24 protein-coding genes, 13 tRNA genes, 3 rRNA genes and 2 other annotated features are annotated in these 26,856 nt (G+C 45.1%); of the genes, 38 read left to right on the plus strand and 2 right to left on the minus strand.

What is annotated here, in order from left to right:
- Positions 1-166 precede the first annotated feature (166 nt).
- From cshA to CZ434_RS16545, 3 genes are all read left to right on the plus strand, one after another.
- Entirely contained in the window at positions 167-1,630 is a 1,464-nt protein-coding gene (gene cshA / locus CZ434_RS16535) for a degradosome RNA helicase CshA (protein ID WP_077624162.1), read from the plus strand.
- A 162-nt stretch (positions 1,631-1,792) separates the two neighbouring features.
- Positions 1,793-2,227: a PH domain-containing protein gene (locus CZ434_RS16540; RefSeq protein ID WP_425442064.1), complete on the plus strand. Its 435-nt coding sequence runs from the start codon at positions 1,793-1,795 to the stop codon at positions 2,225-2,227.
- Positions 2,220-3,668, plus strand: a complete 1,449-nt coding sequence (locus CZ434_RS16545) for a PH domain-containing protein (protein WP_179107297.1) — start codon at positions 2,220-2,222, stop codon at positions 3,666-3,668. Before CZ434_RS16540 ends, CZ434_RS16545 begins: the two co-directional genes overlap by 8 nt.
- Before the next feature lie 48 nt (positions 3,669-3,716).
- On the opposite strand, the gene CZ434_RS16550 is transcribed toward CZ434_RS16545, so the two are convergent.
- Positions 3,717-4,481 (minus strand): rhomboid family intramembrane serine protease, encoded by a 765-nt coding sequence (locus tag CZ434_RS16550; RefSeq protein ID WP_077624164.1) that lies wholly within the window; start codon positions 4,479-4,481, stop codon positions 3,717-3,719.
- A 155-nt stretch (positions 4,482-4,636) separates the two neighbouring features.
- Between CZ434_RS16550 and acpS the strand changes: the two genes are divergently transcribed.
- The 15 genes from acpS to CZ434_RS16625 all read left to right on the plus strand — a co-directional run bounded on the left by acpS (position 4,637) and on the right by CZ434_RS16625 (position 17,403).
- Positions 4,637-5,002, plus strand: a complete 366-nt coding sequence (gene acpS / locus CZ434_RS16555; RefSeq protein WP_077624165.1) for a holo-ACP synthase — start codon at positions 4,637-4,639, stop codon at positions 5,000-5,002.
- 90 nt (positions 5,003-5,092) lie between these two features.
- On the plus strand, positions 5,093-6,601 hold the full coding sequence (locus CZ434_RS16560) for a bifunctional ADP-dependent NAD(P)H-hydrate dehydratase/NAD(P)H-hydrate epimerase (protein WP_077624166.1): 1,509 nt from the start codon (positions 5,093-5,095) through the stop codon (positions 6,599-6,601).
- 54 nt (positions 6,602-6,655) lie between these two features.
- Positions 6,656-7,672: a LolA family protein gene (locus tag CZ434_RS16565; protein ID WP_077624167.1), complete on the plus strand. Its 1,017-nt coding sequence runs from the start codon at positions 6,656-6,658 to the stop codon at positions 7,670-7,672.
- A gap of 249 nt (positions 7,673-7,921) precedes the next feature.
- On the plus strand, positions 7,922-9,082 hold the full coding sequence (gene alr, locus CZ434_RS16570) for an alanine racemase (protein WP_077624168.1): 1,161 nt from the start codon (positions 7,922-7,924) through the stop codon (positions 9,080-9,082).
- A gap of 213 nt (positions 9,083-9,295) precedes the next feature.
- Positions 9,296-9,577: a CopG family ribbon-helix-helix protein gene (locus CZ434_RS16575; protein ID WP_077624169.1), complete on the plus strand. Its 282-nt coding sequence runs from the start codon at positions 9,296-9,298 to the stop codon at positions 9,575-9,577.
- Between the two features lie 4 nt (positions 9,578-9,581).
- Positions 9,582-9,932, plus strand: a complete 351-nt coding sequence (locus tag CZ434_RS16580) for a type II toxin-antitoxin system PemK/MazF family toxin (protein ID WP_077625231.1) — start codon at positions 9,582-9,584, stop codon at positions 9,930-9,932.
- Between the two features lie 259 nt (positions 9,933-10,191).
- A complete protein-coding gene (locus tag CZ434_RS16585; RefSeq protein ID WP_077624170.1) occupies positions 10,192-11,061 on the plus strand; it encodes an RsbT co-antagonist protein RsbRA in 870 nt (289 codons plus the stop codon).
- Between the two features lie 5 nt (positions 11,062-11,066).
- Positions 11,067-11,423, plus strand: coding sequence for an STAS domain-containing protein (locus CZ434_RS16590; protein WP_077624171.1), 357 nt, complete (start codon positions 11,067-11,069; stop codon positions 11,421-11,423).
- A gap of 2 nt (positions 11,424-11,425) precedes the next feature.
- Positions 11,426-11,827 carry an anti-sigma regulatory factor gene (locus CZ434_RS16595; RefSeq protein WP_077624172.1) on the plus strand — a complete coding sequence of 134 codons (402 nt, stop codon included), beginning with the start codon at positions 11,426-11,428 and terminating at the stop codon, positions 11,825-11,827.
- 15 nt (positions 11,828-11,842) lie between these two features.
- Entirely contained in the window at positions 11,843-12,853 is a 1,011-nt protein-coding gene (locus CZ434_RS16600; RefSeq protein ID WP_077624173.1) for a PP2C family protein-serine/threonine phosphatase, read from the plus strand.
- Positions 12,854-12,913: 60 nt separating this feature from the next.
- The gene (locus CZ434_RS16605) at positions 12,914-13,243 is read left to right on the plus strand and encodes an STAS domain-containing protein (RefSeq protein WP_077624174.1); all 330 of its coding nucleotides are present in this window, start codon (positions 12,914-12,916) and stop codon (positions 13,241-13,243) included.
- A 1-nt stretch (position 13,244) separates the two neighbouring features.
- The gene (gene rsbW / locus CZ434_RS16610) at positions 13,245-13,721 is read left to right on the plus strand and encodes an anti-sigma B factor RsbW (RefSeq protein ID WP_077624175.1); all 477 of its coding nucleotides are present in this window, start codon (positions 13,245-13,247) and stop codon (positions 13,719-13,721) included.
- The gene (gene sigB / locus CZ434_RS16615) at positions 13,693-14,481 is read left to right on the plus strand and encodes an RNA polymerase sigma factor SigB (RefSeq protein ID WP_077624176.1); all 789 of its coding nucleotides are present in this window, start codon (positions 13,693-13,695) and stop codon (positions 14,479-14,481) included. Before rsbW ends, sigB begins: the two co-directional genes overlap by 29 nt.
- Before the next feature lie 20 nt (positions 14,482-14,501).
- Positions 14,502-15,080, plus strand: a complete 579-nt coding sequence (locus tag CZ434_RS16620) for a SpoIIE family protein phosphatase (protein WP_077625232.1) — start codon at positions 14,502-14,504, stop codon at positions 15,078-15,080.
- A 154-nt stretch (positions 15,081-15,234) separates the two neighbouring features.
- Positions 15,235-17,403 (plus strand): Tex family protein, encoded by a 2,169-nt coding sequence (locus CZ434_RS16625; protein ID WP_077624177.1) that lies wholly within the window; start codon positions 15,235-15,237, stop codon positions 17,401-17,403.
- Positions 17,404-17,445: 42 nt separating this feature from the next.
- Here CZ434_RS16625 and cmpA read toward each other — a convergent pair whose 3' ends face one another.
- Positions 17,446-17,559 (minus strand): cortex morphogenetic protein CmpA, encoded by a 114-nt coding sequence (gene cmpA, locus CZ434_RS21765; protein ID WP_095742930.1) that lies wholly within the window; start codon positions 17,557-17,559, stop codon positions 17,446-17,448.
- Between the two features lie 97 nt (positions 17,560-17,656).
- Between cmpA and CZ434_RS16630 the strand changes: the two genes are divergently transcribed.
- The 20 genes from CZ434_RS16630 to rrf (CZ434_RS16730) all read left to right on the plus strand — a co-directional run bounded on the left by CZ434_RS16630 (position 17,657) and on the right by rrf (CZ434_RS16730) (position 26,855).
- Positions 17,657-18,130 carry a SprT family protein gene (locus CZ434_RS16630; RefSeq protein WP_179107299.1) on the plus strand — a complete coding sequence of 158 codons (474 nt, stop codon included), beginning with the start codon at positions 17,657-17,659 and terminating at the stop codon, positions 18,128-18,130.
- A gap of 223 nt (positions 18,131-18,353) precedes the next feature.
- Positions 18,354-18,428 (plus strand) — tRNA-Asn (locus CZ434_RS16635).
- Positions 18,429-18,430: 2 nt separating this feature from the next.
- A tRNA-Ser gene (locus CZ434_RS16640) sits at positions 18,431-18,521 on the plus strand.
- Positions 18,522-18,527: 6 nt separating this feature from the next.
- A tRNA-Glu gene (locus CZ434_RS16645) sits at positions 18,528-18,599 on the plus strand.
- Between the two features lie 21 nt (positions 18,600-18,620).
- Positions 18,621-18,697, plus strand: a tRNA-Asp gene (locus CZ434_RS16650).
- A 4-nt stretch (positions 18,698-18,701) separates the two neighbouring features.
- Positions 18,702-18,776: transfer RNA gene (locus CZ434_RS16655), tRNA-Gln, on the plus strand.
- 60 nt (positions 18,777-18,836) lie between these two features.
- Positions 18,837-18,909 (plus strand) — tRNA-Lys (locus tag CZ434_RS16660).
- 37 nt (positions 18,910-18,946) lie between these two features.
- Positions 18,947-19,034: transfer RNA gene (locus CZ434_RS16665), tRNA-Leu, on the plus strand.
- Between the two features lie 73 nt (positions 19,035-19,107).
- Positions 19,108-19,184: transfer RNA gene (locus CZ434_RS16670), tRNA-Arg, on the plus strand.
- Between the two features lie 4 nt (positions 19,185-19,188).
- Positions 19,189-19,265, plus strand: a tRNA-Pro gene (locus tag CZ434_RS16675).
- A 22-nt stretch (positions 19,266-19,287) separates the two neighbouring features.
- A tRNA-Gly gene (locus tag CZ434_RS22805) sits at positions 19,288-19,361 on the plus strand.
- A 10-nt stretch (positions 19,362-19,371) separates the two neighbouring features.
- Positions 19,372-19,448 (plus strand) — tRNA-Ile (locus CZ434_RS22810).
- A gap of 207 nt (positions 19,449-19,655) precedes the next feature.
- A 23S ribosomal RNA gene (locus CZ434_RS16690) occupies positions 19,656-21,967 on the plus strand.
- Positions 21,968-22,166: 199 nt separating this feature from the next.
- A 5S ribosomal RNA gene (rrf, locus tag CZ434_RS16695) occupies positions 22,167-22,282 on the plus strand.
- A gap of 217 nt (positions 22,283-22,499) precedes the next feature.
- Positions 22,500-22,576: transfer RNA gene (locus CZ434_RS16700), tRNA-Met, on the plus strand.
- Positions 22,577-22,579: 3 nt separating this feature from the next.
- A tRNA-Asp gene (locus tag CZ434_RS16705) sits at positions 22,580-22,656 on the plus strand.
- Between the two features lie 174 nt (positions 22,657-22,830).
- Positions 22,831-23,286: a tRNA (adenosine(37)-N6)-threonylcarbamoyltransferase complex ATPase subunit type 1 TsaE gene (tsaE, locus tag CZ434_RS16710; RefSeq protein WP_077624178.1), complete on the plus strand. Its 456-nt coding sequence runs from the start codon at positions 22,831-22,833 to the stop codon at positions 23,284-23,286.
- Positions 23,283-23,981, plus strand: a complete 699-nt coding sequence (gene tsaB, locus CZ434_RS16715; protein ID WP_077624179.1) for a tRNA (adenosine(37)-N6)-threonylcarbamoyltransferase complex dimerization subunit type 1 TsaB — start codon at positions 23,283-23,285, stop codon at positions 23,979-23,981. The genes tsaE and tsaB overlap by 4 nt, the downstream gene beginning before the upstream one ends.
- Position 23,982: 1 nt before the next feature.
- Positions 23,983-24,429, plus strand: coding sequence for a ribosomal protein S18-alanine N-acetyltransferase (rimI, locus tag CZ434_RS16720; protein WP_077624180.1), 447 nt, complete (start codon positions 23,983-23,985; stop codon positions 24,427-24,429).
- 510 nt (positions 24,430-24,939) lie between these two features.
- Positions 24,940-25,601, plus strand: a sequence feature (23S ribosomal RNA rRNA prediction is too short).
- Positions 25,602-25,610: 9 nt separating this feature from the next.
- Positions 25,611-26,480: a sequence feature (23S ribosomal RNA rRNA prediction is too short), on the plus strand.
- A gap of 281 nt (positions 26,481-26,761) precedes the next feature.
- Positions 26,762-26,855, plus strand: a 5S ribosomal RNA gene (gene rrf, locus CZ434_RS16730).
- Position 26,856: the final 1 nt, after the last annotated feature.

A 26,856-nucleotide genomic window follows, 5' to 3' on the forward strand; every position in this document is an offset into this window, starting at 1 on the left:
ACTTGCAATAGAGAAGTCGATTCGACTATATTAGATTTTTTAGTAGAGGTATGACAATTGCTCTGAAAGCTCTTAAAAGCCAAGGATCGGCTCAATGGACAAGTTCTCTTTAACGTGCTGATACGTGCAGAAAATGAGAATTTTGTTAAAGGAGTAGGAAAAAATAGTGACAACTTTTAAATCTTTAGGTATATCCAGTTCAATAATGAAGGCTTTGGAGAAAATGGGTTTTGAAGAAGCTACCCCGATTCAGGAACAGACCATTCCATTGGGACTGCAAGGCAAAGATGTTATTGGGCAAGCTCAAACAGGAACAGGGAAGACTGCTGCATTTGGTATCCCGATGATCGAGAAAATCGAGCAAGACATGAAAAAAATTCAAGGACTTGTAATCGCGCCTACAAGGGAATTGGCAATTCAAGTTGGCGAAGAAATCCACCGTTTGGGACGTTTCAAAGGTGTTCGGACACTTCCGGTTTACGGCGGCCAGCACATGGATCGCCAAATCAGGGCTTTGAGAGAAGGTCCGCATATTGTAGTGGCGACTCCTGGACGTTTACTGGACCACATCCGCAGAAAAACCATTAATATCAGCAATGTTCATACAGCTGTTTTGGATGAAGCTGACGAAATGCTGAACATGGGTTTCATCGATGATATCCGCGATATTTTAAAAGCAATTCCGGAACAGAGACAGACATTGCTATTCTCTGCGACCATGCCGAAGGAAATCAGGGAAATCGCGACCACTTTGATGAAGAAGCCGGAAGAAGTCAAAGTCAAAGCCAAAGAGATGACCGTAGAAAATATTGACCAATACTACGTCGAAGTAAACGAAAAGCAAAAGTTTGATACATTGACAAACTTGCTTGACATTCATGCACCAGAGCTTGCTATTATATTCGGACGTACGAAAAAACGAGTAGATGAAGTGACGGAAGGACTTCAAGCTCGTGGGTTCCGCGCAGAAGGAATACACGGCGACTTGACCCAGGGCAAGCGGATGTCTGTATTGAACAAGTTCAAGAACAGCCGTATCGAAATCCTGGTTGCAACAGATGTGGCTGCAAGGGGATTGGATATTTCCGGTGTCACTCATGTGTATAACTTTGACGTTCCCCAGGATCCGGAAAGTTACGTCCACAGAATCGGACGTACCGGCCGTGCAGGAAAAACTGGTGAGGCGACTTCTTTCATTACACCGAGGGAAATCCCGCATCTTCATTTGATCGAGAAAGTGACAAAAGGTAAAATCAAACGCCGTCAGGCACCTTCTTTTGATGAAGCGTTGCGCGGCCAGCAGCAAATAACGGTCGACAAGCTCCAGTCTGCAATCGATAAGAAAGATCTTCAATCATATCGTGAGACAGCCAATGAGTTGTTGAACCAATACGATTCTGTCACCATTGTATCTGCGGCTCTCAAATTGCTGACAAAAGAACGCCGAAACACGCCTGTTAATTTGACTTCGATTGCACCTGTGAGTGTTAAACAGGCATACAAGGATAAAAAGAAACGGAATTACAGAAATAATGACAAAAAGCGCAGTTTCTCCAGAAAAGGCAAGCCATCTGGTAAGTCATCCAGAAACCGTAAATTCCAAAATAAACGTTCTAATAACAACAACTAATGTTATAAGTAATAACAAGAAGCTCCTTCAATCGCTGAAGGGGCTTTTTTTGTGTGTGGATAAAGGATAAAATGAATTATGGAAATGATTTCATTTTAGGAAAGGCTGGTGAGAGACGTGAGGCAACCACCAAGGAATTATATTGCGAAGGATGCGGTCAAAGTGTGGAGAATAGCTGCATCCCTGCCATTTATTTTACTATGGGCTGCTGTTATTGCGTTGTCGTTTTTGGCGCAGCGGTTTTCCCTTCCGCTTTGGGCGGTACTTACCGCTTGGGGTGTTGTTGTACTTGCTACATATTTAGTTGTGGTTTTGATTCCTTCGATTAAGTGGAGGCGATGGCGTTATGAAGTCTTTGAGCAGGAAATAGATATCCAGCATGGCATCATTATTATACAAAGAACATTGGTTCCGATGATCAGGGTCCAGCATGTTGATACCAAGCAAGGACCGATTTTGAAATATTTCAAACTGGCTACCGTCACTATCTCCACTGCGGCTACCACGCACGAAATCCCGGCTCTCGCAGAAGAAGAAGCATCGGATTTAAGGGACAAAATTTCAAGACTGGCAAGGGTTGATGAAGATGATGTCTAAGCCTATGCGCATGCATCCTGCGGCCACCATATTTAATTTTCTCCGAATTATAAAAGATGTCATTATCCCGGCAATTATCGGTTTTTTTGCTACCTTCAGCAATATCAATCTTGGTGGGTTCTGGTTTGAAGTTTTATATATCGTTCTCTTTCTGGTGATCACTATTACATATAGTTTCTTATCCTGGTACAGGTTCACTTACCGGGTTGAAGATGATGAGCTGAAAATAGAATATGGCATAATCGTCCGGAAGAAACGTTACATATCTAAAAACAGAATCCAGTCGATCGACTTAACGGCTGGAATAATACACCGGATATTCGGATTGGTCCGGGTCGAGGTTCAGACTGCCGGCAGTGACAACGCGGCAGAAGCAGGATTGAAAGCTGTAACCAGACAAAATGGAGAGCTGCTCAGGGAAACCTTGAAAAACAGACAGGAACCTGTTTTGCCGGAAGAGGACCAGCCTGATGACGAGAAAGTCCCGGTAGCAGGTCCAACCAGGAAAATCGATCTTTCCCGCTTGCTGATCGCGGCCACTACCTCAGGAGGGGTCGGGGTGTTTTTATCTTTGTTCGCCCTTGGTGGCTCCCAATTAAATCAGGTTATTCCAGATGACTTTTTCATGGACATTTATAATTGGGCAGTACATCTAAGTATCTATTTCCTGGTGAGCATCATATTTTTCGTCTTCGTGGTGCTGTGGCTGATGGCGATAGCGGGGACCATATTGAAGTATAGCTATTTTACCATCCAAAAAAACAGTGAGGAAGTTTATATAACACGAGGTCTGCTGGAGAAAAAACAATTAACGGTACCACTCAAACGAATCCAGGGCATCCGGATCCAGGAGAATGTTCTGCGGCAGCCGTTCGGATATGCAGCAGTGTATGCGGAAGTTGCCGGGGGATCCGCCGACAAGGATGAGGAATTTTCCACTGTTCTGTTTCCGTTACTTAAGCAAGAAGAAATTGCTGTGTTTATCAGCCAGTTTGTTCCTGATTATTCTATGGATGTCGAATGGAATCCATTGCCCAAGCGTTCGGCCAGGAGGTTTATTATCCGAGCTGTTTTGCCGGTACTGATCGTTGTTTCACCGTTAGTCTATTTTTTTCCTTTTTATAGCTGGGTTCTACTGTTTGTGCTGCTGGCCGCGGGATTACTGGGTTACTTTCGTTATAAGGATGCCGGCTATATCAAAAAAGCCGATCAATTGGCGTTCCGGTACAGAAATATCAGTAGAGAAACGATTTATACAAAGAGAAAAAGGATACAGTCCTTATCGACATCTGTTCATTGGTTCCAATCCAGGAGGAATCTGAAGACGGCCTTTTTCTCAATCGCCTCCCATACCGGCATGGGAAAAAGTTTTAAAGTCAAAGACATCGAAGATAGCCAGGCAGAGAGCATAATAGATTGGTACTCTTTCGAAAGGGAATAAAAAAAGGCCAAGCCCGATAGTCAATCAGGCTTGGCCTTCTGCTGTAAATTAGAGAAACATCGCGATTATCCCGAGGAATACAAGGATGGCGAGGAACAGCCAGATGGCCGGACCGATGTACTTTCTCCACGGAAACCGCTTCTTATTCCAACGGTTTGGATCGAACTGTATTCCTCCATCCCTGTCATGCCTTCTGTTCCTCCATATGGAAAAAGGAAGGACATTTCGTAAAAAGATGGGAGCAACAGCGAACCCTGCAATAAATCCGAATAAATGTCCGAGGATATTGATGCCCGGACGCAGGAATGTCATGATAATTCCCAGGATGAATATCGTGGTAATAATTTGGGCATTCCCTGGGTCAATTAAGTCCTTCCTTAAGAAAACCATGTAAATATAAAGCCCGAACAGACCATAAATGGCTCCTGATGCACCGACATGAACATAGTACGCGCCTGGATCTGTGATAAAAGTGAGAAAGTTCCCGATTATGCCTGTCAGCAAGTAAATAAGCAAGAACTTGAATTTTCCCGTCATTTGTTCTAATGCAGGACCGAACAAGACTAGTGAAAAGGAGTTGAAAAGTACATGCATGACACCGTTCGGGTCATGGAGGAAGATTGGCGTGACGAGCCGCCAGTATTCTCCCTGGGCAATCAGCAAATTGACTCCGACGCCGAACTGGAATATATGATTCCCGAACTCGGGTGCCAGCAGAACCAATATCCAGATCAATAACTGGAAAGCTACAAGGGCAGTCACGACAGGATAGAAACGGATGAATTCTTTAAAGCTTTCATTTCGGATAAACATATGGTTTCTCCTTTGAATGATATATTGCTGCTACTTATGTATAATACTTTACAATTGGAGTTATTCACAACCATCGTGTTTCTTGTTAGTATGCATGATTTTCTAAGGTTTTACCGGATATGATGGGAAAATGTAGTGTGAAAAGGTTGGTGCAAATGATAAAGGGTATAGGTATTGATATAATTGAATTAAAAAGAATTCAGTCCAGTATAAATAAAAATGACCGGTTTGTCCAAAGGGTTTTGACGGAAAAAGAAAGGGAAGCCTATTACGCCATAAAATCTCCCGGCAGGCAAGTAGAATATCTGGCAGGAAGATTTGCGGCAAAAGAAGCTTATTCTAAGGCACTTGGGACGGGTTTGGGTAAATTGGGATTTCAAGACATCGAAATCCAGGCCGATGAGAAAGGTGCTCCGCAATTAGTAGACAAAAGAGGGTCTGGGGTTCACACTTTCTTATCCATTTCCCATAGTAAGGAGTATGCAGTGGCACAGGTTGTATTGGAAGAAAGGGAGATATAGAAGTTGGTCCGTTTCAAGAAGCTTGTCAGTCTAGTCTGCATAATCACATAGTTTGTCTCATATATTTTAGTGCGGGTAGGAGGGAACATTGTGCACATTGTTACCGCGAAAGAAATGTACGAAGCAGACCGTTATGCGATCGAGAAAATAGGGATAGATGGTAGAATGCTGATGGAAAATGCCGGTCGAGAAGCAGCTTCAAAGATACAGTCCAGAATTACGGAGGAAACGGCTGTACTTGTTCTTGTTGGGGCCGGGAATAACGGTGGGGACGGGTTTGTCATTGCCAGGACAATGGCGAATAACGGGTATCGAGTAACCCTGCTCCAATTGGTTCCCGATCACAAAATAAAAGGGGATGCTGCTTTTCATAAACAACTGTTTGTCAAAAGTGGAGGCGATATATGCTATTGGCAGGGAGTCGATTCTTTCAAAGCGTTGCTTAAGGATTTCGGGGTGGTGATCGATGCGATGCTCGGAATCGGTGTCAGTGGACCGTTGAGATCCCCGTTTGATGAAGCGGTCGAGGCGGTGAACGAGATGGAAATACTGACAATTGCTGTCGACATACCAAGCGGCGTTCCCGCCGATGAAGGGGTTGCGGAGTTTGATGGTATTCAGGCAGACCGCACCATTGTTATCGAACAGCCGAAAGTGAGTGCATATCTTCAGCATACGGCCCCCTATTATGGGGAGTTGGAGATCGTGCGTATCGGAATCCCTCATCAAGCATTCCGTTCTTCCATCCAATTATGGGGGGAGAAAGAAGCAGGCAAGTCTCTGCCGGATAGGGACCGATTCTCCCACAAGGGCAGTCACGGCAAAGGGCTTGTGATCGGTGGTGCCAGGGAAATGCCGGGGTCCATCTCGCTTACAACTCGTGCAGCATTAAAAGCCGGTTCGGGTCTGATCACTACCGCAACAGTTCAGGAAGTGATTCCTGTCCTTTCATCAACTTGTCTTGAAGCAACGTACCTGTTACTGCAGGAGAAACAAGGAAGGATCGATGATCAACAGATAGATGTATCGGCTTTTGACGCGTTGGCGATCGGCATGGGGATGGGGCGAGAACCTCATACAAGTAATTTTACGAAGAATCTGCTGTTGAAAGCGGATATCCCTGTCTTAATCGACGCAGACGGGCTGCACCATGCCAAAGAAAATATATCCTTGTTGAAAAATCGGAAAAAGCCTACCGTGTTGACGCCGCACCCCGGCGAAATGGCCATGCTTACTGGGTATTCAGTTAAGGAAATACTCCAGAAGCCATTTTCTGTTTCCAGAGAGTTTGCTGTTGAACACCAAGTGTATTTGGTGCTCAAAGGATCGAATACGATTGTTGCCGATCCCGAGGGGAATCAATGGGTTAATACCTCTGGCAACGCCGGGCTTGCCAAAGGAGGCACTGGCGACGTATTATCCGGTATTTTGTTGGCGATGATCATGCAGAAGCAGACCATTCAGGAAGCGCTGTCCAATGGCTGCTTTATTCATGGGAAATCAGCGGATGATGCTGTACGGGATTCCCATTCTCAACAGGATTTATTGGCAAGTGACGTTATTGATGGATTGGCATCTGTCTTTCGTACATTTTCTTGACACAGGCTTGTGCGTTCCCTTTGTCCTTTGAAATGAGACAAAGGAGATGTGACAATGAGGAGAAAATTCGGCTTAGGAATCATTTTATTGTTGATCCTGGTCTTAGCAGCTTGCGGAGAAAAATCAAAAGAGGACGTAGCCGGGAAACTAGCCGACAATATGGAGAAAATGAATGGTTACAAAGCACAGGCAAGCATGAGTTTGCAGACAGGAGAAGAAAGCCAGACTTACAATATAGAAGTTGCTCACAAAAAGAAAGACTTCTATCGTGTTCTTTTAAAAAATGAAAAAGATGAGAAAGGCAGTCAAATCATCCTGAGAAACAATGACGGTGTATTTGTGTTGACACCTGCATTGAACAAAAGCTTCAAGTTCCAAAGTGAATGGCCGAATAACAGCAGTCAGCCTTATCTTTATCAGTCGCTAGTACAAGATGTCCTGAATGATGCGGAATCGGTATTCAAAGCGACGGAAAACTACTTTGTGTTTGAGACGAAAACGAATTATCAAAACAATAATAATCTGCCTTTCCAGGAAATTTATTTTGATAAGAAAACGTACACGCCGGTAATGGTCAAAGTGCTCGACAAGGATAAAAATCCACTGGTGGAAGTGCAATTCTCCGCCTTTGAAATCGATCCGGAATTTACCGATGATACTTTCGAAATCGAAAAGAATATGACGAGCGGTGTGCTTGGCATTCCGGCCATGGCTGAGGGTACAGAAAACAAGGAATTGGCGGTATTGTATCCAAACGTTAGTCTTGGTTCCGAGTTGGTCGAAACAAAAGAAATCGAGACAGAAAACGGGAAACGCGTCATTTTAACCTACGAAGGCGAGAAGAACTTCACCCTTGTGCAGGAAATGGCAAATTCATTCCCTGCCAGTGCCGCAGCACCTGAAAAAGTAAATGGAGAACCAGTTAACTTAGGCTTTACAATGGGGGCGCTGAGTGCTGCTTCCATAGAATGGAGCTACAATGGGGCAACCTACTATCTGGCTAGTGATGAATTGACAAAAGAAGAATTGGTGGAAGTTGCGAGCTCGGTAACAGGACAACAAGTGAAGTGATGGATACGTAAGCAGGCTCATAGTGGGGGTCTGCTTTATTTTTATCTTGATGCCGCCGGAAGAAAGTTTACCAGGTATATTGTGTAATACCAATCATTACAGGGGAGCGGAGCGGATATAATCTTAAGTTTCTTCATGGCGGGACAAACCAGTTCCGTCACAGGTTGGCTGATTCCCCCTTCATCCATGCACAGCCCTTCACTTTTTGGTATGATAAAAAAATACGAAAAGTGATGGGAGAGGTAAGCGTTGCAACATGACAGATTTTATCGTGACTCCTGGGTGGAAGTAAATTTAGACAATATTGGTTATAATATTCAACAGCTAAGACAGCGTCTCCCGCAAACGACTGACATATTTGCCGTTGTGAAGGCAAATGGATATGGGCACGGGGATGTAGAAGTGGCGGAGGCAGCCTTGAAGGCTGGCGCAGACAGGCTTGCGGTTGCACTGTTGGATGAGGCTTTGAAACTTAGAAAATACGGGATAACGGCTCCTGTGCTGGTATTGGGGAGAGTCCGCCCGGAAGATGTCCCTGTCGCTGTTGAACACGACATCGCGGTCACTTTTTATCAAAAAGACTGGCTGCAACAAGTGAAAACCATAGATTTTGAGGGTAGAGTGAAAGTTCATATGAAATGGGACACCGGCATGGGACGGCTCGGGCTCCGTGAGGCAGCAGAACTAACAGAGATGCTCGAACAGCTGAAAAGTGACTGCTTTGAACTAGAGGGAGTATTCACGCATTTCGCTACCGCTGATGAGGCCGAGTTTGGCTATTTTGAGTTGCAGGAAGCGCGTTTTGATGAACTCTACCGGGTGTTTAATAAGAACTGGGAAGGAATTTCACCTGTTTTTCATACAGGAAACAGTGCGGCGAGCATGAGGTTCCCTGACAGGATGAAACAATATGTAAGATTCGGAATTAGTATGTACGGTCTTTATCCCTCTTCTCAAGTGAAGGCAGAAAAGCCGATTGATCTGAAACCGGCCTTTTCTCTTCATAGCAGACTCATCCATGTCAAAAAGCTCCCGGCTGGAGAATCGATAAGTTATGGGGCAACTTACACCACTGCTTCAGAAGAGTGGATCGGAACAGTCCCCCTCGGGTATGCAGACGGGGTGACAAGAAAACTTCAAGGAAAAGAAGTTCTTGTAGGCGGTAAGAGATGCCCGATTGTAGGCCGGATTTGCATGGACCAACTGATGGTTCGTCTGGATGAGGAGCTTCCTGTCGGGACACAGGTGACAATCATCGGAAGCCAGGACGGTGAGGAAGTCACAGCCGATGAAGTCGCGGATTATCTGGAAACAATCAATTATGAAATAACTTGTATGATCAATCCACGCGTGCCCAGGATCTATATGGAAAATAATCAAGTAAAGAAAATCAAAAATTGGTTATTATAGGAACAGAGGGAAAATTCAGCGTCCTGTAACAGTGAACGGAAAGGAAAAGTTTCCCGGAATCAGAAAAACAAACAGGTCGATTACTGCGGCAGACTATTCATGACCAAGTTTTTCTAACAAAAAGTTACGAAATGACTTTGCAAAGCGCTTTATAGAATGATATGATTGAAATGGATTAAAAACAGACTGGGCTTGTAGATATGGTGGAGGTGTATGGTTGTGTCAGAGAGCTTACAAGAGGTTGTTGTAAGGCTGCCAAAAAACCTGCTTAGCGAGGTGGATGGTTTAATGGAAACAGAGAACAGTGATCTGAGCGACTTTATTTGTCAGGCAACAAAATCGTATTTGCGTGAAAAGAAAAAACGCCATATTCGGGAATCAATGCAAAGAGGCTACATGGAAATGGCGAAAATAAATCTCAACATTGCTTCAGAAGCTTTCCAAGCTGAAGAGGAGGCAGAAAACACCCTAGAGCGACTAGTGAGTGGGGTGTAAGGGATTGATTGTAAAAAGAGGCGAAGTTTATTTCGCCGATCTTTCCCCTGTAGTGGGTTCAGAACAGGGGGGCGTTCGTCCAGTATTGGTTTTGCAAAACGATATTGGCAACCGTTTTAGCCCTACGGTTATTGTTGCAGCGATTACCGCGCAAATACAAAAGGCAAAACTGCCTACACATGTTGAAATTGATGCCAAGAAATATGGATTTGAACGTGACTCTGTTATTTTATTAGAACAGATTAGGACTATTGATAAACAGCGATTGACTGATAAGATTACCCAGTTAGACAATCATATGATGGAAAATATCAATAAAGCGTTGGAAATAAGTCTTGGTCTGACTGATTTTTAATGGAATGTTACCCTGAAAAACCGAATGTAAAACAACGTGCCCTTGTCATAGGAATGACTTGGGCATTTTTTGTGCATAAGGGAAATTTCGATCTTGGAAGAAAGGGTAATTTGTGGAATTAAGTTAATTTTAATGGTAGGTTATTATCAACACAGGGATTGAGCGTCCTTACATATGCTATCAAAAAGTTTGCGCACTTGTCCTAAACATGTGACAATAGAAGCAGCATATTATTGGGATTTTATCAGGGGGTAGCGGAATGGATAAGAAACTTAAAAATCTAGTGATCGAAAACAGCGACACCATTGTCCAAATGTGGCTGGAAGAAGTTTCGAAAAACCGGCGGGGTGACTATACGGCGACAATCTCTGAAGAGCTATTCGAAAGCACGAACAGAGAGTTTGTCAATGTCATCTTCGCCAGTGTCGAAAAGCAGGGTAAAACGAATGAATTAAATGACTTTTCTGAAAGGCTGATTAATTTAGGATGGCCTTTGAGCTATCTTACGGACGGACTTCAGGCTTTCCGCAGAGTCACGATTGATTTTATATTGACACGATCGGAAAAGGTCGACTCCAAGTACTTTACCCAAGTTCTGCAGGCGGTTGATAAATGGGTGGACCCTATTATCAACCATCTCGTCAACGAATACTCTGGAAGCTGGGAACATATTGTTTCCTTGCAGAGGGTAGCGCTTCAAGAGTTATCGGCTCCCTTGATTCCGGTAATGGAAAACATTACAGTGATGCCCCTGATTGGAACAATAGATACGGAACGTGCCAAACTGATCATGGAAAATTTACTTGATGGGGTAATAAAGCATAACGCAGAGGTTGTGTTAATTGATATTACCGGTGTTCCGGTCGTGGATACGATGGTAGCACACCATATCATTCAAGCAGCGGAGGCTGTTCGTCTTATCGGTTCCACATGTATCCTGGTTGGGATTCGTCCGGAAATCGCCCAGACAATTGTCAACTTAGGCATTGATTTAGGGAAATTCCCGACCAAAAGTTCCTTGAGAAAAGGATTCCAGACTGCATTGGAGCTAACCAACCGGACAATTGTCAGCACGAAGAGTCAAGAAGAAGATATAGAGAAACTAGTCGATTCTCTGGATAGGGAGTGAACGTCATGAGAATACCAATTCTAAAGCTGCATAACTATTTGTTGATTTCTATCCAAATAGATCTGGATGATCAGAGCGCGATTCAATTCCAGGAAGATTTGTTGAATAAGATTCATACAAGCGGCGCGACAGGGGTAGTGATCGATCTTACTTCAGTCGACATCATTGATTCATTTATTGCGAAAGTTCTGGGGGATGTAGTAACAATGTCGGATCTCATGGGAGCTAAAGTCGTCTTGACTGGTATCCAGCCAGCGGTTGCCATGACATTGATTGACTTAGGCATTCATCTTCAAGATGTCCCGACTGCCCTTGACCTTGAGCAAGGCTTGATCAAATTGAGACAGGAATTGGAGGAGTGAGCATGGACTTCCAATCCTGCGTTAATATTCAAAAAGAGTGGGATATAGTCGGCGCTCGCCAAATAGGGCGTGATTTTGCAAGAAAAATAGGGTTCGGCACTGTGGACCAGGCCCGAATAGCCACTGCTATATCTGAACTCGCTCGTAATATATATTTATACGCTGGTACAGGAAAGGTATGTTTTGAAACAATCGAAGAAATTGACCATAAAGGTATCTGCATAATCGCCATGGATGATGGGCCGGGTATTTCGGAAATAAATAAGGTCATGGAAGATGGTTATTCCACATCCGGCGGATTGGGTGCAGGATTACCGGGGGTAAAACGACTCATGGATGAGTTTGATATTGTTTCCGAGCAAGGGAAGGGGACAGAGATAAGAACCATTAAGTGGGTTCGTTGATGAGGGGGGTTCTAAATGAGTACACTAAATCTGGATTTAGGCAATTATCGGGATTTATTGAAACAATATATAAGGACACAGGATGAAACGGCTTTATATCAAGCTGAACAGTTCAGTAAGTTGTCGATGCAGCACAACATTTCCCCTGAAGAAATTATTAATGTTCATATCCAGGCCTTACAAGATATATACCCAGACTTGCCGGAGGGTATCCAGTCTTCCATGAATTTTTTGTTGGAAGCGATGATATCTTACGGCCTGGCATACCAGGAATTCCAATCGCTGAGAGAGAAACAGCTGGAATTGAAATCGGAAATATCCGTGGCAGCAAGCATGCAGCAGACGTTGCTTACGACAGTTAAACCTCAGATAGAGGGATTAGATATCGGCGCTATCAGTGTTCCTGCCAACCAAATGAATGGAGATTATTACCACTTCGTCCATAATGACCGCGGCTCATTGGGAATAGCGATAGCCGACGTTATCGGTAAGGGCATCCCTGCTGCCCTGGCGATGTCCATGATCAAGTATTCAATGGATAGTTTTCCTGAAAATGGAATGAATCCTAGCAGTATCCTGCAAAGCTTGAACAGAGTGGTGGAGCGAAACGTCGATCCGAGCATGTTCATCACCATGTTTTATGGGTTGTTTGATCCTGATCTGGACACATTTTTCTATTCTTCTGCCGGTCATGAGCCTGGTTTTTATTACAATGCAGAAGAAGACAAATTCGAAGAAATAGAAGCAAAAGGAATTGTCCTCGGGGTAACCAAGGATACGACCTACCGGCAGTATGAGAAGAAGATCAATCCCAATGATATGGTGATTCTTCTGACTGACGGGGTGACAGAATGCAGGCAGGGTGATCGTTTTATCGAGCCTGAAGAAGTATTGGATGTTATCAAGCAATACATGCATTTGCCTGCACAAAAAATTGTCGAACAAGTGTACAAACACTTTGAACGGCTACAGGATTTCCATCTGAGGGATGACTTTACACTAATTATTTTGCGTAAAGAAGTTTGATTGCTTTCTAATCAGGGTAACATCTATTGAGTGAATCTTTTCTGGAGTAGGAGGATGAATATGAATCTGGAAATTGATGTGATAAATAATGAAGCTTCAGCAGTTGTTGTGCTAGGTGGAGAGATTGATGCATATACAGCTCCCAAACTAAAGGAAACTTTAATGCCGCTTACCCAGCAAGAGGGTCAGTTAGTAGAAGTTAACTTGGAAAATGTTAATTATATGGATAGTACAGGCTTGGGTGTTTTTGTCAGTGCGTTGAAATCTTCAAAAGAAAATAACAGCGAGTTAAAGCTCGTACAGCTGCAAGACAGAGTATTACGACTGTTCGAAATAACAGGTTTGACTGATATTATTAATATTGATTCTACAGTACAGGGTGGGTCTTAATATGGAACCTTTTGACTTTATCGAAATTAAAGTTCCTGCTAAATCGGAATATGTCGGAGTTGTCCGTCTCAGTACTTCGGGAGTAGCTAATCGGATGGGTTTCAGTTACGAAGATATCGAGGATTTAAAAGTTGCCATTTCCGAAGCAATGACCAACGCTGTCACACATGCTTATAATGAAAACGAAGAGGGTGAAGTGACAGTCGGTTTCGGTGTCTATAATGATCGATTGGAGGTTATGGTAGCTGATCACGGTGGAAGCTTTGACCTTGGAAAGGTGAAGGCTGATATCGGTCCTTATGAACAATCCGAACCGATCGAGAATTTGAGAGAAGGCGGATTCGGGTTGTTTTTGATCGATGCATTAATGGATAAAGTGGAGATAAATAGCGACCACGGGGTAATCGTATTGATGACAAAATATCTTCACGAATATAAGGTGGGATTAGATGACGACCAAATCTCAACCACACAATAGAGGTGAGGATGAGATTTACCAATGGATAAGGCATCTGCAAGATTATCCCCAAGATGAGGAAGTTCAGGAGAAAATTGTATTGGCCTATCAAGATCTGGTGGAGTCTATTGCCCGTAAATATTCGAAAAATAGTTCCATTCACGAAGACTTGGTACAAGTCGGGATGCTGGGGTTGTTGGCTGCAATAAGAAGATACGACCCTGAATTTGGTAAGTCTTTTGAATCCTTTGCAATTCCTACAATTATCGGAGAAATAAAACGGTTCATCCGTGATAAGACATGGAGTGTCCATGTACCCCGTCGTATAAAAGAACTAGGACCGAAAATCAAAAAGGCTATCGAAGAATTGACTTCTGATCAGCAAAAATCCCCTTCCGTTGCCGATATTGCCGCATATTTGGAAGTGAGTGAAGAGGACGTATTGGAAACGATGGAAATGGGGAAAAGCTATAAAGCCTTGTCTGTCGACCGTAAAATTGAAGCAGATTCTGATGGGAGTACCGTTTCGATCTTGGATCTGATCGGTAACCAGGATGCTGGATATGAAAACATCGATCAACGTATGCTGCTGGAGAAAATCCTGCCAATCTTGACAGAAAGAGAACAGGAAATTCTCAAATGTACATACTTTGAGAATATGAGCCAGAAAGATACCGGTGAAATGCTGGGAATATCACAAATGCATGTATCGAGGCTACAAAGACGTGCGTTAAGAAAGCTAAGGGAAACATTGCAATCGGAAAGCTCGGAGGTCTTCTAGTGGGTGTAAGTGAAAATCATATGGAAGTTTCTGTCTTTCAACAGCCTAAAAAGGGCAACTACTATTGCGGGGACAGTTATTACTATAAAGAAACCGAAAATGAATTTATTTGCGCTTTGGCCGATGGTCTGGGAAGCGGTGAATACGCTAAGGAGTCTTCTCAAATTGTTATGGACATTATTGAAGAGAATGTTCATGCCGATGTTGAACAACTGATCAGAATTTGCAATGAAAAGCTGGTCGGGAAACGCGGAGTTGTTTTAGGTGTATTGAAAGTTAATTTCCGCACTAACGCTTATACGTTCAGTTCGATTGGCAATATCGGAATCATGACTATTACAGAAAAACAGGAAAAAAAGCGAAGTATTCCAAACTCCGGATATTTGGGCGGATACCGGCGCCCTTTCAAAGTATTTGATGGAGTGCTCGATCCAGGAATTATTTTTATCATGTTTTCAGATGGTGTAAACTCCATGGATTTGTCAGCCAAGTACTTTTTAGGGAAAGACGTCGACCGCATTACGGAGACGTATGCTGCCATAGGCGGAAAGAACAGAGATGATGATACCACACTGATTGCAATGAGGTACTTGGATTAAGGGAAATATCGGACAGGATATACTCTTATCATGGAAGATAAGAGTTTTATTACTTCCGGTAAGAAATAGGAAGAGGGATTAGCCGTAGTAATAGTGGCTAATCCCTCTTATTTATTGGTAAAATAGAAGAGAAGAAGGCAAGGAGGAAGTTAATGTGAGTGAAAGCAGTTCAAGAGAACATTTAATTCAATGGGTTGCCAAAGAAACGAATCTGGCGGCCAATCCTATAAACCAAGTCATTTCTTTATTAGAAACCGGCAATACGGTACCTTTTATCGCCAGGTACCGTAAAGAGCAGACGGGCGGACTTGACGAAGTTCAGATTAAAGCCATCGAAGATAAGTGGGAGTATGCTCAAAATCTGGCTGACAGAAAACAGGAAGTCTTGCGCCTAATTGAAGAACAAGGCAAATTGACTGTTGAATTGAAGTCTGAAATAGAGAGTGCCGAACAGCTGCAAAGAGTAGAAGACCTTTATAGGCCTTATAAGCAGAAGCGCCGGACCAGAGCAACTGTTGCCAAGGAAAAAGGCTTGGAGCCTTTGGCCTTAAAAGTGTGGAATAACCAGGTTGAGGATTTGCATTCAGAGGCTCAGGCTTTTCTCTCGGATGAAAAAGAACTTAGTTCCATCGAAGAGGTGCTTTCCGGTGTTAACGATATTATAGCGGAGTGGATTTCTGATGAGCCACAACACCGTAACTACATAAGAGAGAAGACCTTTAGGGCTGGCAAAATAAAATCCAGTGGGAAAAATGAAGAAAAGGACGAAAAAGGAATATTCGAAATCTATTATGATTATGAAGAACCGATAAAGTCCATCGTATCCCACCGTGTATTGGCATTGAACCGTGGGGAAAAAGAAGATATTTTAAAAATTACCGTAGTCCCTCCGGTCGATCAAATCACCACGTATCTTGTGAACAAGTTGGTAAAACGACAAGCTTCGCAGGAAGTTCAGGAACTGTTGAAGGCGGCGGTTGAGGATAGTTACAAGCGGTTAATTCAACCTTCCATAGAGAGGGAAATCCGGAATCAATTATCGGAAACTGCAGAAGAGCAGGCTATTTCCGTCTTTTCGACCAACCTGAAGAACTTGCTGTTACAACCTCCGTTAAAAGGGAAGGTAGTGCTCGGTGTTGATCCGGCCTTTCGAACTGGTTGTAAGCTGGCGGTTATAGATGAAACTGGCAAAGTGCTTTCTGTCGATGTCATTTATCCTACGGCGCCTAAAAATGACATAAAAGGGGCGGAAAAGACTGTACTTCATTTATTGAGTCAATACCCTGTCGAATTGATTGCTATCGGTAACGGAACTGCTTCAAGGGAAACGGAACAGTTTATTGCTGATATGATAAGAAACAATGACCTTGACGCGGCTTACATGATCGTCAATGAAGCAGGGGCCAGTGTATATTCTGCTTCAGCGCTCGCCCGCGAAGAATTTCCTGATTTTAAAGTGGAAGAACGGAGTGCTGTCTCGATTGCGAGAAGGGTCCAGGATCCGCTTGCTGAATTAGTGAAAATCGATCCGAAGTCCATAGGTGTGGGGCAGTACCAGCATGATGTAAGCCAGAAAAATTTAAATGACTCATTGACGTTTGTAGTAGAAACGGCTGTTAACCAAGTCGGGGTCAATGTAAACACTGCTTCCGTTTCCTTGCTTCAATATGTATCGGGTCTAAGTAAAACTGTTGCAAATAATATTGTTAAGCAACGGAATGAAGCCGGAAAATTCACTAGTAGAAAACAATTGAAAAAGATTCCGCGGCTTGGCAGTAAAACATATGAGCAAAGTATCGGATTTTTGCGTGTGCCTGATGGAGAGGAGCCATTAGACCGAACACCTATCCACCCGGAAAGTTATGATGCCGCCTTATCCCTATTGAGGATGCTTGGTTTTTCTACTAAAGATATCGGTTCAGAAAATCTTCAGCAGCATTTGAACAGTCTAGATAAGAAAGAAACTGCTGATAAGTTAGGGATCGGGCTGCCCACCTTAAAAGACATAATCAGTGCTCTGGTCCGACCTGAACGAGATCCCCGTGACGATTTGCCGAAACCGATCCTGAAACAAAATGTCCTGGCAATGGAGGACCTAAGTGAAGGGATGGAGCTGCAAGGCACTGTCCGTAATGTTGTCGATTTTGGCGTTTTCGTCGATATCGGCGTAAAACAAGATGGGCTTGTCCATATCTCCAAAATGTCGAAGCAGTTTGTGAAACATCCGATGGATATAGCGGCAGTAGGAGACGTCGTAACAGTCTGGGTAGAGAACGTGGACATTAATAAACAGCGAATCGCCTTGACAATGGTCAAAGAATAAAGGGGCTGCGTTTGCAGCTCCTTTATTCCTTTGGCTGGTATATTACGAGCAATTTTTATTCTGATAGAAGAACCAGCATTGATTAAGTATTTTAATCTGGTACAAGTCTTTTGCAAGGAAGGCTTCTGTCATTTGCTTTTTAAACCAATTAGGCATTCGTAACAACCCCCCTGGATAAAATGTGTGACTCTTGGATGCAGACAGAAGTCAAGTTAATTTACAGTATGCAATAGAAGAAGAAGGTGTGACAGATATGGAAAAAATGACACAAGCTCAGCTAAAAGAATTGGTGAATGAAATATCGCTGACGTATTTTGACAAGCCATATCAAGATTCGGTAAGTTTTAATAACCGGTTGAGAACGACTGGTGGAAGATATATACCATCCAAACGGAAAATCGAGTTGAACCCAAAGTTTCGGAGAGAGCTTGGGGAAGAGGAGTTTACGGGAATCATAAAACATGAATTATGTCATTATCATCTGCATATTGAAGGAAAAGGTTATAAGCACAGGGACAAGGACTTCAGGAAGTTGTTAAAAAAGACAGGATCACCAAGGTTTTGCCAACCACTTCCGTCCGTAGAGAAAAAGACAACCATATACACATATACGTGCGTAGCATGCCAGCATGTATATAAAAGGAGAAGAAGGGTGAATACGGATAGATATAGGTGCGGAAAGTGCAGAGGAAAGCTTAAACTAGCGGAAAAAACCACGAGAAAGTAGAATTTTAGCAGAAAACACTCAAAAACCATTGACGAATGATGTAATGCATGTTAAATTAAATAAGCCCTAGAAAAAACGGAGTTTTTGAGTTTTTTCTTTTTTTCTTCATTGCGCAGATTGAATCTTTTCATCCAAAATAAATTTGGAAAAAGGTTTGACAAACTACCGGCAATGTTGTATGATATTAAATGTCGCAAAGAGCGGCAGGCATTATTTTTTTTGTTCCACCGTAGCTCAGTGGTAGAGCAATCGGCTGTTAACCGATCGGTCGTAGGTTCGAATCCTACCGGTGGAGCCATTGGAGAAGTACTCAAGTGGCTGAAGAGGCGCCCCTGCTAAGGGTGTAGGTCGCGTAAGCGGCGCGAGGGTTCAAATCCCTCCTTCTCCGCCATTACATGGCCCGTTGGTCAAGCGGTTAAGACACCGCCCTTTCACGGCGGTAACACGGGTTCGAATCCCGTACGGGTCACTTTTACAATTAAACAGAAACGGTCCGGTAGTTCAGTTGGTTAGAATGCCTGCCTGTCACGCAGGAGGTCGCGGGTTCGAGTCCCGTCCGGACCGCCACTCTTGGGCTATAGCCAAGCGGTAAGGCATCGGGTTTTGATCCCGTGATTCGCTGGTTCGAATCCAGCTAGCCCAGCCATTTTCATGTTTTCTAATAATAGAGTGGCATAGCGTAACGTAACAATCACTATTTAATCTTGAGCCATTAGCTCAGCTGGTAGAGCATCTGACTTTTAATCAGAGGGTCGGAGGTTCGAATCCTCCATGGCTCATCAGGAAGTTCAAACTTAATAAGGTTGCTTCCAATTAGCGGGTGTGGCGGAATTGGCAGACGCGCTAGGTTGAGGGCCTAGTGGGAGTTAATCCCGTGGAGGTTCAAGTCCTCTCGACCGCACCATAAATTAAAAAATTAAAAAAGTTGTTGACTCAACTGAATGAAAATGATACAATAAATGATGTTGCTTTATTAAGCGCCCGTAGCTCAATTGGATAGAGCGTTTGACTACGGATCAAGAGGTTAGGGGTTCGACTCCTCTCGGGCGCGCCATTTACGGGAAGTAGCTCAGCTTGGTAGAGCACTTGGTTTGGGACCAAGGGGTCGCAGGTTCAAATCCTGTCTTCCCGACCATTTCGTACAACAAATTGAATATGCGGGTGTAGTTTAGTGGTAAAACCTCAGCCTTCCAAGCTGATGTCGAGGGTTCAATTCCCTTCACCCGCTCCATTTAGATAATGGGCCTGTAGCTCAGCTGGTTAGAGCGCACGCCTGATAAGCGTGAGGTCGGTGGTTCAAGTCCACTCAGGCCCACCATTATTTGATCTTTGAAAACTGAACAAAACAATCATTATGTCAAGCAAGAAATGCTAGTCAAGTTTTCGAGCAAGCAAGCTCACATTTTATGGAGAGTTTGATCTTGGCTCAGGACGAACGCTGGCGGCGTGCCTAATACATGCAAGTCGAGCGCGGGAAGCAAGCAATCACCCTTCGGGGTGTGCGCTTGTGGAACGAGCGGCGGACGGGTGAGTAACACGTGGGCAACCTGCCTGTAAGACTGGGATAACCCCGGGAAACCGGGGCTAATACCGGATAACACTTTTCTCTGCATGGNGTAGTAGTTGGTCGTAGACCCGAAACCGTGTGATCTACCCATGTCCAGGGTGAAGGTCAGGTAACACTGACTGGAGGCCCGAACCCACGCGTGTTGAAAAACGCGGGGATGAGGTGTGGGTAGGGGTGAAATGCCAATCGAACACGGAGATAGCTGGTTCTCTCCGAAATAGCTTTAGGGCTAGCCTCAAGAGTTGAGTACTGGAGGTAGAGCACTGATTGGACTAGGGGCCCTCATCGGGTTACCGAATTCAGTCAAACTCCGAATGCCAGCTACTCGATCTTGGGAGTCAGACTATGGGTGATAAGGTTCATAGTCGAAAGGGAAACAGCCCAGACCGCCAGCTAAGGTCCCAAAGTATACGTTAAGTGGAAAAGGATGTGGAGTTGCTTAGACAACCAGGATGTTGGCTTAGAAGCAGCCATCATTTAAAGAGTGCGTAATAGCTCACTGGTCGAGTGACTCTGCGCCGAAAATATACCGGGGCTAAACGTATCACCGAAGCTGCGGATTGTTCTTGCGAACAATGGTAGGAGAGCGTTCTAAGTGCAGCGAAGTCAGACCGTGAGGACTGGTGGAGCGCTTAGAAGTGAGAATGCCGGTATGAGTAGCGAAAAAAGAGTGAGAATCTCTTTCACCGAAAGCCTAAGGTTTCCTGAGGAAGGCTCGTCCGCTCAGGGTTAGTCGGGACCTAAGCCGAGGCCGAAAGGCGTAGGCGATGGACAACAGGTGGATATTCCTGTACCACCTCCTTTCCGTTTGAACGACGGGGGGACGCAGGAGGATAAGGAGAGCGCACGATTGGAAATGTGCGTCCAAGCAGTAAGAGAGTTGGAATAGGCAAATCCGTCCAACAATCTCAAGCTGTGACGGGGAGGGAACATAAGTACCGAAGCTCCGGATTTCATACTGCCAAGAAAAGCCTCTAGTGAGGAAAGAGGTGCCCGTACCGCAAACCGACACAGGTAGGCGAGGAGAGAATCCTAAGGTGAGCGGGAGAACTCTCGTTAAGGAACTCGGCAAAATGACCCCGTAACTTCGGGAGAAGGGGTGCTTCTTTTGCGAGAAGCCGCAGTGAAAAGGCCCAAGCGACTGTTTAGCAAAAACACAGGTCTCTGCGAAGCCGTAAGGCGAAGTATAGGGGCTGACACCTGCCCGGTGCTGGAAGGTTAAGGGGACGCGTTAGCCGCAAGGCGAAGCGTTGAACCGAAGCCCCAGTAAACGGCGGCCGTAACTATAACGGTCCTAAGGTAGCGAAATTCCTTGTCGGGTAAGTTCCGACCCGCACGAAAGGTGCAACGACTTGGGCACTGTCTCAACGAGAGACCCGGTGAAATTATACTATGCGTGAAGATGCGCATTACCCGCGACAGGACGGAAAGACCCCGTGGAGCTTTACTGTAGCCTGATATTGCATGTTGGTACAGCTTGTACAGGATAGGTGGGAGCCTTAGAAGCCGGAGCGCTAGCTTCGGTGGAGGCGTCGGTGGGATACCACCCTGGCTGTACGGACATTCTAACCCAGGACCGTGATCCGGTCCGGAGACAGTGTCAGGTGGGCAGTTTGACTGGGGCGGTCGCCTCCTAAAGAGTAACGGAGGCGCCCAAAGGTTCCCTCAGAATGGTTGGAAATCATTCGCAGAGTGTAAAGGCAGAAGGGAGCTTGACTGCGAGACCTACAAGTCGAGCAGGGACGAAAGTCGGGCTTAGTGATCCGGCGGTGCCGTATGGAAGGGCCGTCGCTCAACGGATAAAAGCTACCCCGGGGATAACAGGCTTATCTCCCCCAAGAGTCCACATCGACGGGGAGGTTTGGCACCTCGATGTCGGCTCATCGCATCCTGGGGCTGTAGTCGGTCCCAAGGGTTGGGCTGTTCGCCCATTAAAGCGGTACGCGAGCTGGGTTCAGAACGTCGTGAGACAGTTCGGTCCCTATCCGTCGTGGGCGTTGGAAGTTTGAGAGGAGCTGTCCTTAGTACGAGAGGACCGGGATGGACACACCGCTGGTGTACCAGTTGTTCCGCCAGGAGCATAGCTGGGTAGCTACGTGTGGAAGGGATAAGTGCTGAAAGCATCTAAGCATGAAGCCCCCCTCTAGATGAGACTTCCCATCATTTTAAATGAGTAAGATCCCTCAGAGACGATGAGGTTGATAGGTCCGAGGTGGAAGCGTGGTGACACGTGCAGCTGACGGATACTAATCGATCGAGGACTTAACTATATAAAGAAAGTGAAGGCGACTGTCCAACAGCGTATGGATAGATCAGCCAGCATAAAGGAATCTGCTTTTGGAGTCCTGGTGATGGATGAACTATACACTAGCTGTTAGGAGCCGTAACTGGACTGCACAAACATGAAAACACCTTTAGATGTCTCCACCCTCTTATCTAGTTTTGAAGGTACATCCTTTAAAATTCAGGTCTGGTGGCAATAGCGGAAAGGTCACACCTGTTCCCATGCCGAACACAGCAGTTAAGCTTTCCAGCGCCCATGGTAGTTGGGGCATTGCCCCTGCGAGAGTAGGACGCCGCTAGGCTTGAATTACTAAATGTTTTTAAAACAAAATAGAAACACTTTCGTAAGATGCAGTAAAAAACATTCTTACACTATCGCGGGGTGGAGCAAAGCCGCTCAACACCATTGATTAACTTCAGTGAAGGCTTTGTGAGGAGCGTAATCATCTCCGAATTCACTTGCAACGTGACGAACAGAAACACTATCGTAAGATGCAGTAATAAACACTCTTACACTATCGCGGGGTGGAGCAGTCTGGTAGCTCGTCGGGCTCATAACCCGAAGGTCACAGGTTCAAATCCTGTCCCCGCAACCAAATGGTCCGGTAGTTCAGTTGGTTAGAATGCCTGCCTGTCACGCAGGAGGTCGCGGGTTCGAGTCCCGTCCGGACCGCCACTTACATAAATTTAAATCAAGCATACGCCTTAGGAGAAAATCCTAAGGCTTTCTTTATGTTTTAATCGAAATAGTGAAAAGAAGCACTGGGATTTTTCTTTTTAGCTTCCTTTTTGCTATGATAGAATTACTGACCAAAACATAATAAGGAAACCTGATGAAATAGGTGAAAATATGGAATCGATAGTAATAACTACGAAAACAGAATTAGAGACAAGAAAGCTTGCTGAAAAGCTGGCTTTATCTCTTCGCCCTGGTGATGTCTTAACACTTGAAGGTGACTTAGGAGCTGGAAAAACCACCTTTACCAAAGGACTGGGTGCCGGACTCGGTGTTCGTAGAACGATTAACAGCCCGACATTTACAATCGTGAAAGAATACCAGGGAGAAATTCCTCTATATCACATGGACGTGTATCGTTTGGAAGACAGTGAGGAAGACATTGGTTTTGATGAATATTTTAACGGCGATGGAATAACGGTGATCGAATGGGCTCATTTTATTGCGGATTACTTGCCGGAAAAACGCTTGGATATAGAAATACGTCTGATTGATGAACAGGAGAGGGAGATAACCTTTTCACCAAAAGGACATCATTTTGAAGCGGTTTGTAAGGAGTTAGCACGATGAATATACTTTCAATGGATACATCCAATCAGACAATGGGGATAGCAATCGTCAAGAATGGGGTTATTGTCGGAGAGTACACTAACAATATCAAAAAAAATCACTCTGTCCGGTTAATGCCGGCGATTTCCAAACTCATGGACGAGACGGGCACAGCTCCGGAAGAGTTGGATAAAATAGTAGTTGCGAAGGGACCTGGATCCTTTACCGGTGTAAGGATTGGCTTATCGACAGCCAAGACAATGGGCTGGGCGTTGAATATTCCGGTAGTGGGTGTCTCAAGTTTAGAGGCAGTTGCCCTTCAAGGTAGTTTTTCACCTTTTTCGGTCTGTCCGTTTTTCGATGCCCGCAGAGGCCTTGTCTATACTGGTTTATATAACTTCGATTCAAATGGAAAGGCGCAGCTGGCTGCGAAGGAGACAAACATCCTTTTCGAAGAGTGGCTGACGACCTTAGCAAACCAAGGACAGCAAGTATTGTTCCTCAGCCCGGATATCGAATTGCATCGAGACAAGATTCTTGAAACGATGGGGAAATTGGCCATCATTCCTGAATTGCCATATCATTTTCCAAAACCGTCTTTATTGGCTCTGGCAGGAGCGGATAAGGAGACAGAGCCTGTACATGCGTTGACACCGGAATATCTGCGGTTGGCAGAGGCAGAGTCAAAATGGTTGGAAAAGCAAAGGGAGAATTGATATGTCGGCCCCTGTAATCAGACAAATGAGGGTAGAGGATATCGATCGGGTCATGGCAGTAGAAGCTGCCAGCTTCGGAACCCCATGGACAAAAGATATATTCTATAAAGAAATACTTGAGAATCCTTATGCTATTTATTTCATCATGCAAGAAGGTAAACAAATTGTTGGATATTGCGGACTATGGGTTATTTTTGATGAAGCCCAAATTACCAATATTGCCATCCTGCCGCAGTGCAGAGGGAAGAAATACGGGCAGACTTTGTTTCACTTTGTACTTAATCAAGCTGTTGCCTTAGGAGCTGCCACATTGTCATTAGAGGTAAGAGTGTCCAATATAACGGCGCAGAATATGTATAAAAAATTCGGATTAACTCCAGGTGGGATCCGGCGTAACTATTACACGGATAATGGAGAAGATGCTTTAGTAATGTGGGTGAAATTATGAAGAATGAAGATAAATATATATTGGGTATTGAGACTAGCTGTGATGAAACAGCGGCAGCAATTGTTAAAAACGGTACAGAAATAGTTGCAAATGTAGTTGCATCCCAAATAGAAAGCCATAAGCGTTTTGGTGGCGTCGTTCCGGAAATAGCTTCGAGGCATCATGTTGAACAAATAACGATGGTGTTGGAAGAAACTTTTCAAAAGGCCGGCTTAACGATTGATGACATGGATGCAGTGACTGTTACAGAGGGTCCGGGCCTTGTCGGGGCATTACTTATCGGCGTAAATACCGCAAAAGCTTTGGCCTTTGCTAAAAACAAACCATTAGTAGGCGTCCATCATATAGCAGGTCACATTTATGCCAATCGCCTGTTTAAAGAATTCACTTTCCCTTTACTTGCACTTGTCGTTTCCGGAGGGCATACCGAATTAATCATCATGAAAGAACATGGATCATACGAGGTAATTGGCGAAACAAGAGATGATGCGGCTGGAGAGGCATACGACAAAGTGGCACGAACATTAAAACTGCCTTATCCTGGTGGGCCGCAAATCGATAAGTTATCGGCAGAAGGCGAGACCACTATCGACTTTCCAAGGGCCTGGCTGGAGNGACGCAGGAGGATAAGGAGAGCGCACGATTGGAAATGTGCGTCCAAGCAGTAAGAGAGTTGGAATAGGCAAATCCGTCCAACAATCTCAAGCTGTTACGGGGAGGGAACATAAGTACCGAAGCTCCGGATTTCATACTGCCAAGAAAAGCCTCTAGTGAGGAAAGAGGTGCCCGTACCGCAAACCGACACAGGTAGGCGAGGAGAGAATCCTAAGGTGAGCGGGAGAACTCTCGTTAAGGAACTCGGCAAAATGACCCCGTAACTTCGGGAGAAGGGGTGCTTCTTTTGCGAGAAGCCGCAGTGAAAAGGCCCAAGCGACTGTTTAGCAAAAACACAGGTCTCTGCGAAGCCGTAAGGCGAAGTATAGGGGCTGACACCTGCCCGGTGCTGGAAGGTTAAGGGGACGCGTTAGCCGCAAGGCGAAGCGTTGAACCGAAGCCCCAGTAAACGGCGGCCGTAACTATAACGGTCCTAAGGTAGCGAAATTCCTTGTCGGGTAAGTTCCGACCCGCACGAAAGGTGCAACGACTTGGGCACTGTCTCAACGAGAGACCCGGTGAAATTATACTATGCGTGAAGATGCGCATTACCCGCGACAGGACGGAAAGACCCCGTGGAGCTTTACTGTAGCCTGATATTGCATGTTGGTACAGCTTGTACAGGATAGGTGGGAGCCTTAGAAGCCGGAGCGCTAGCTTCGGTGGAGGCGTCGGTGGGATACCACCCTGGCTGTACGGACATTCTAACCCAGGACCGTGATCCGGTCCGGAGACAGTGTCAGGTGGGCAGTTTGACTGGGGCGGTCGCCTCCTAAAGAGTAACGGAGGCGCCCAAAGGTTCCCTCAGAATGGTTGGAAATCATTCGCAGAGTGTAAAGGCAGAAGGGAGCTTGACTGCGAGACCTACAAGTCGAGCAGGGACGAAAGTCGGGCTTAGTGATCCGGCGGTGCCGTATGGAAGGGCCGTCGCTCAACGGATAAAAGCTACCCCGGGGATAACAGGCTTATCTCCCCCAAGAGTCCACATCGACGGGGAGGTTTGGCACCTCGATGTCGGCTCATCGCATCCTGGGGCTGTAGTCGGTCCCAAGGGTTGGGCTGTTCGCCCATTAAAGCGGTACGCGAGCTGGGTTCAGAACGTCGTGAGACAGTTCGGTCCCTATCCGTCGTGGGCGTTGGAAGTTTGAGAGGAGCTGTCCTTAGTACGAGAGGACCGGGATGGACACACCGCTGGTGTACCAGTTGTTCCGCCAGGAGCATAGCTGGGTAGCTACGTGTGGAAGGGATAAGTGCTGAAAGCATCTAAGCATGAAGCCCCCCTCTAGATGAGACTTCCCATCATTTTAAATGAGTAAGATCCCTCAGAGACGATGAGGTTGATAGGTCCGAGGTGGAAGCGTGGTGACACGTGCAGCTGACGGATACTAATCGATCGAGGACTTAACTATATAAAGAAAGTGAAGGCGACTGTCCAACAGCGTATGGATAGATCAGCCAGCACAAAGGACTCTGCTTTTGGAGTCCTGGTGATGGATGAACTATACACTAGCTGTTAGGAGCCGTAACTAGACTCCACAACATGAAAACACCTTTAGATGTCTCCACCCTCTTATCTAGTTTTGAAGGTAGAAATTATAAAAAAGATTTTCAAAAAAAGCTTGCTTTTTTCACGGAATCTGCATATAATATACCTTGTCCTTGAAATTTAAAGACATTGTCTGGTGGCAATAGCGGAAAGGTCACACCTGTTCCCATGCCGAACACAGCAGTTAAGCTTTCCAGCGCCCATGGTAGTTGGGGCATTGCCCCTGC

It is taken from the genome of Sediminibacillus massiliensis, from assembly GCF_900156915.1.
Lineage (GTDB): Bacteria > Bacillota > Bacilli > Bacillales > Amphibacillaceae > Sediminibacillus_A > Sediminibacillus_A massiliensis.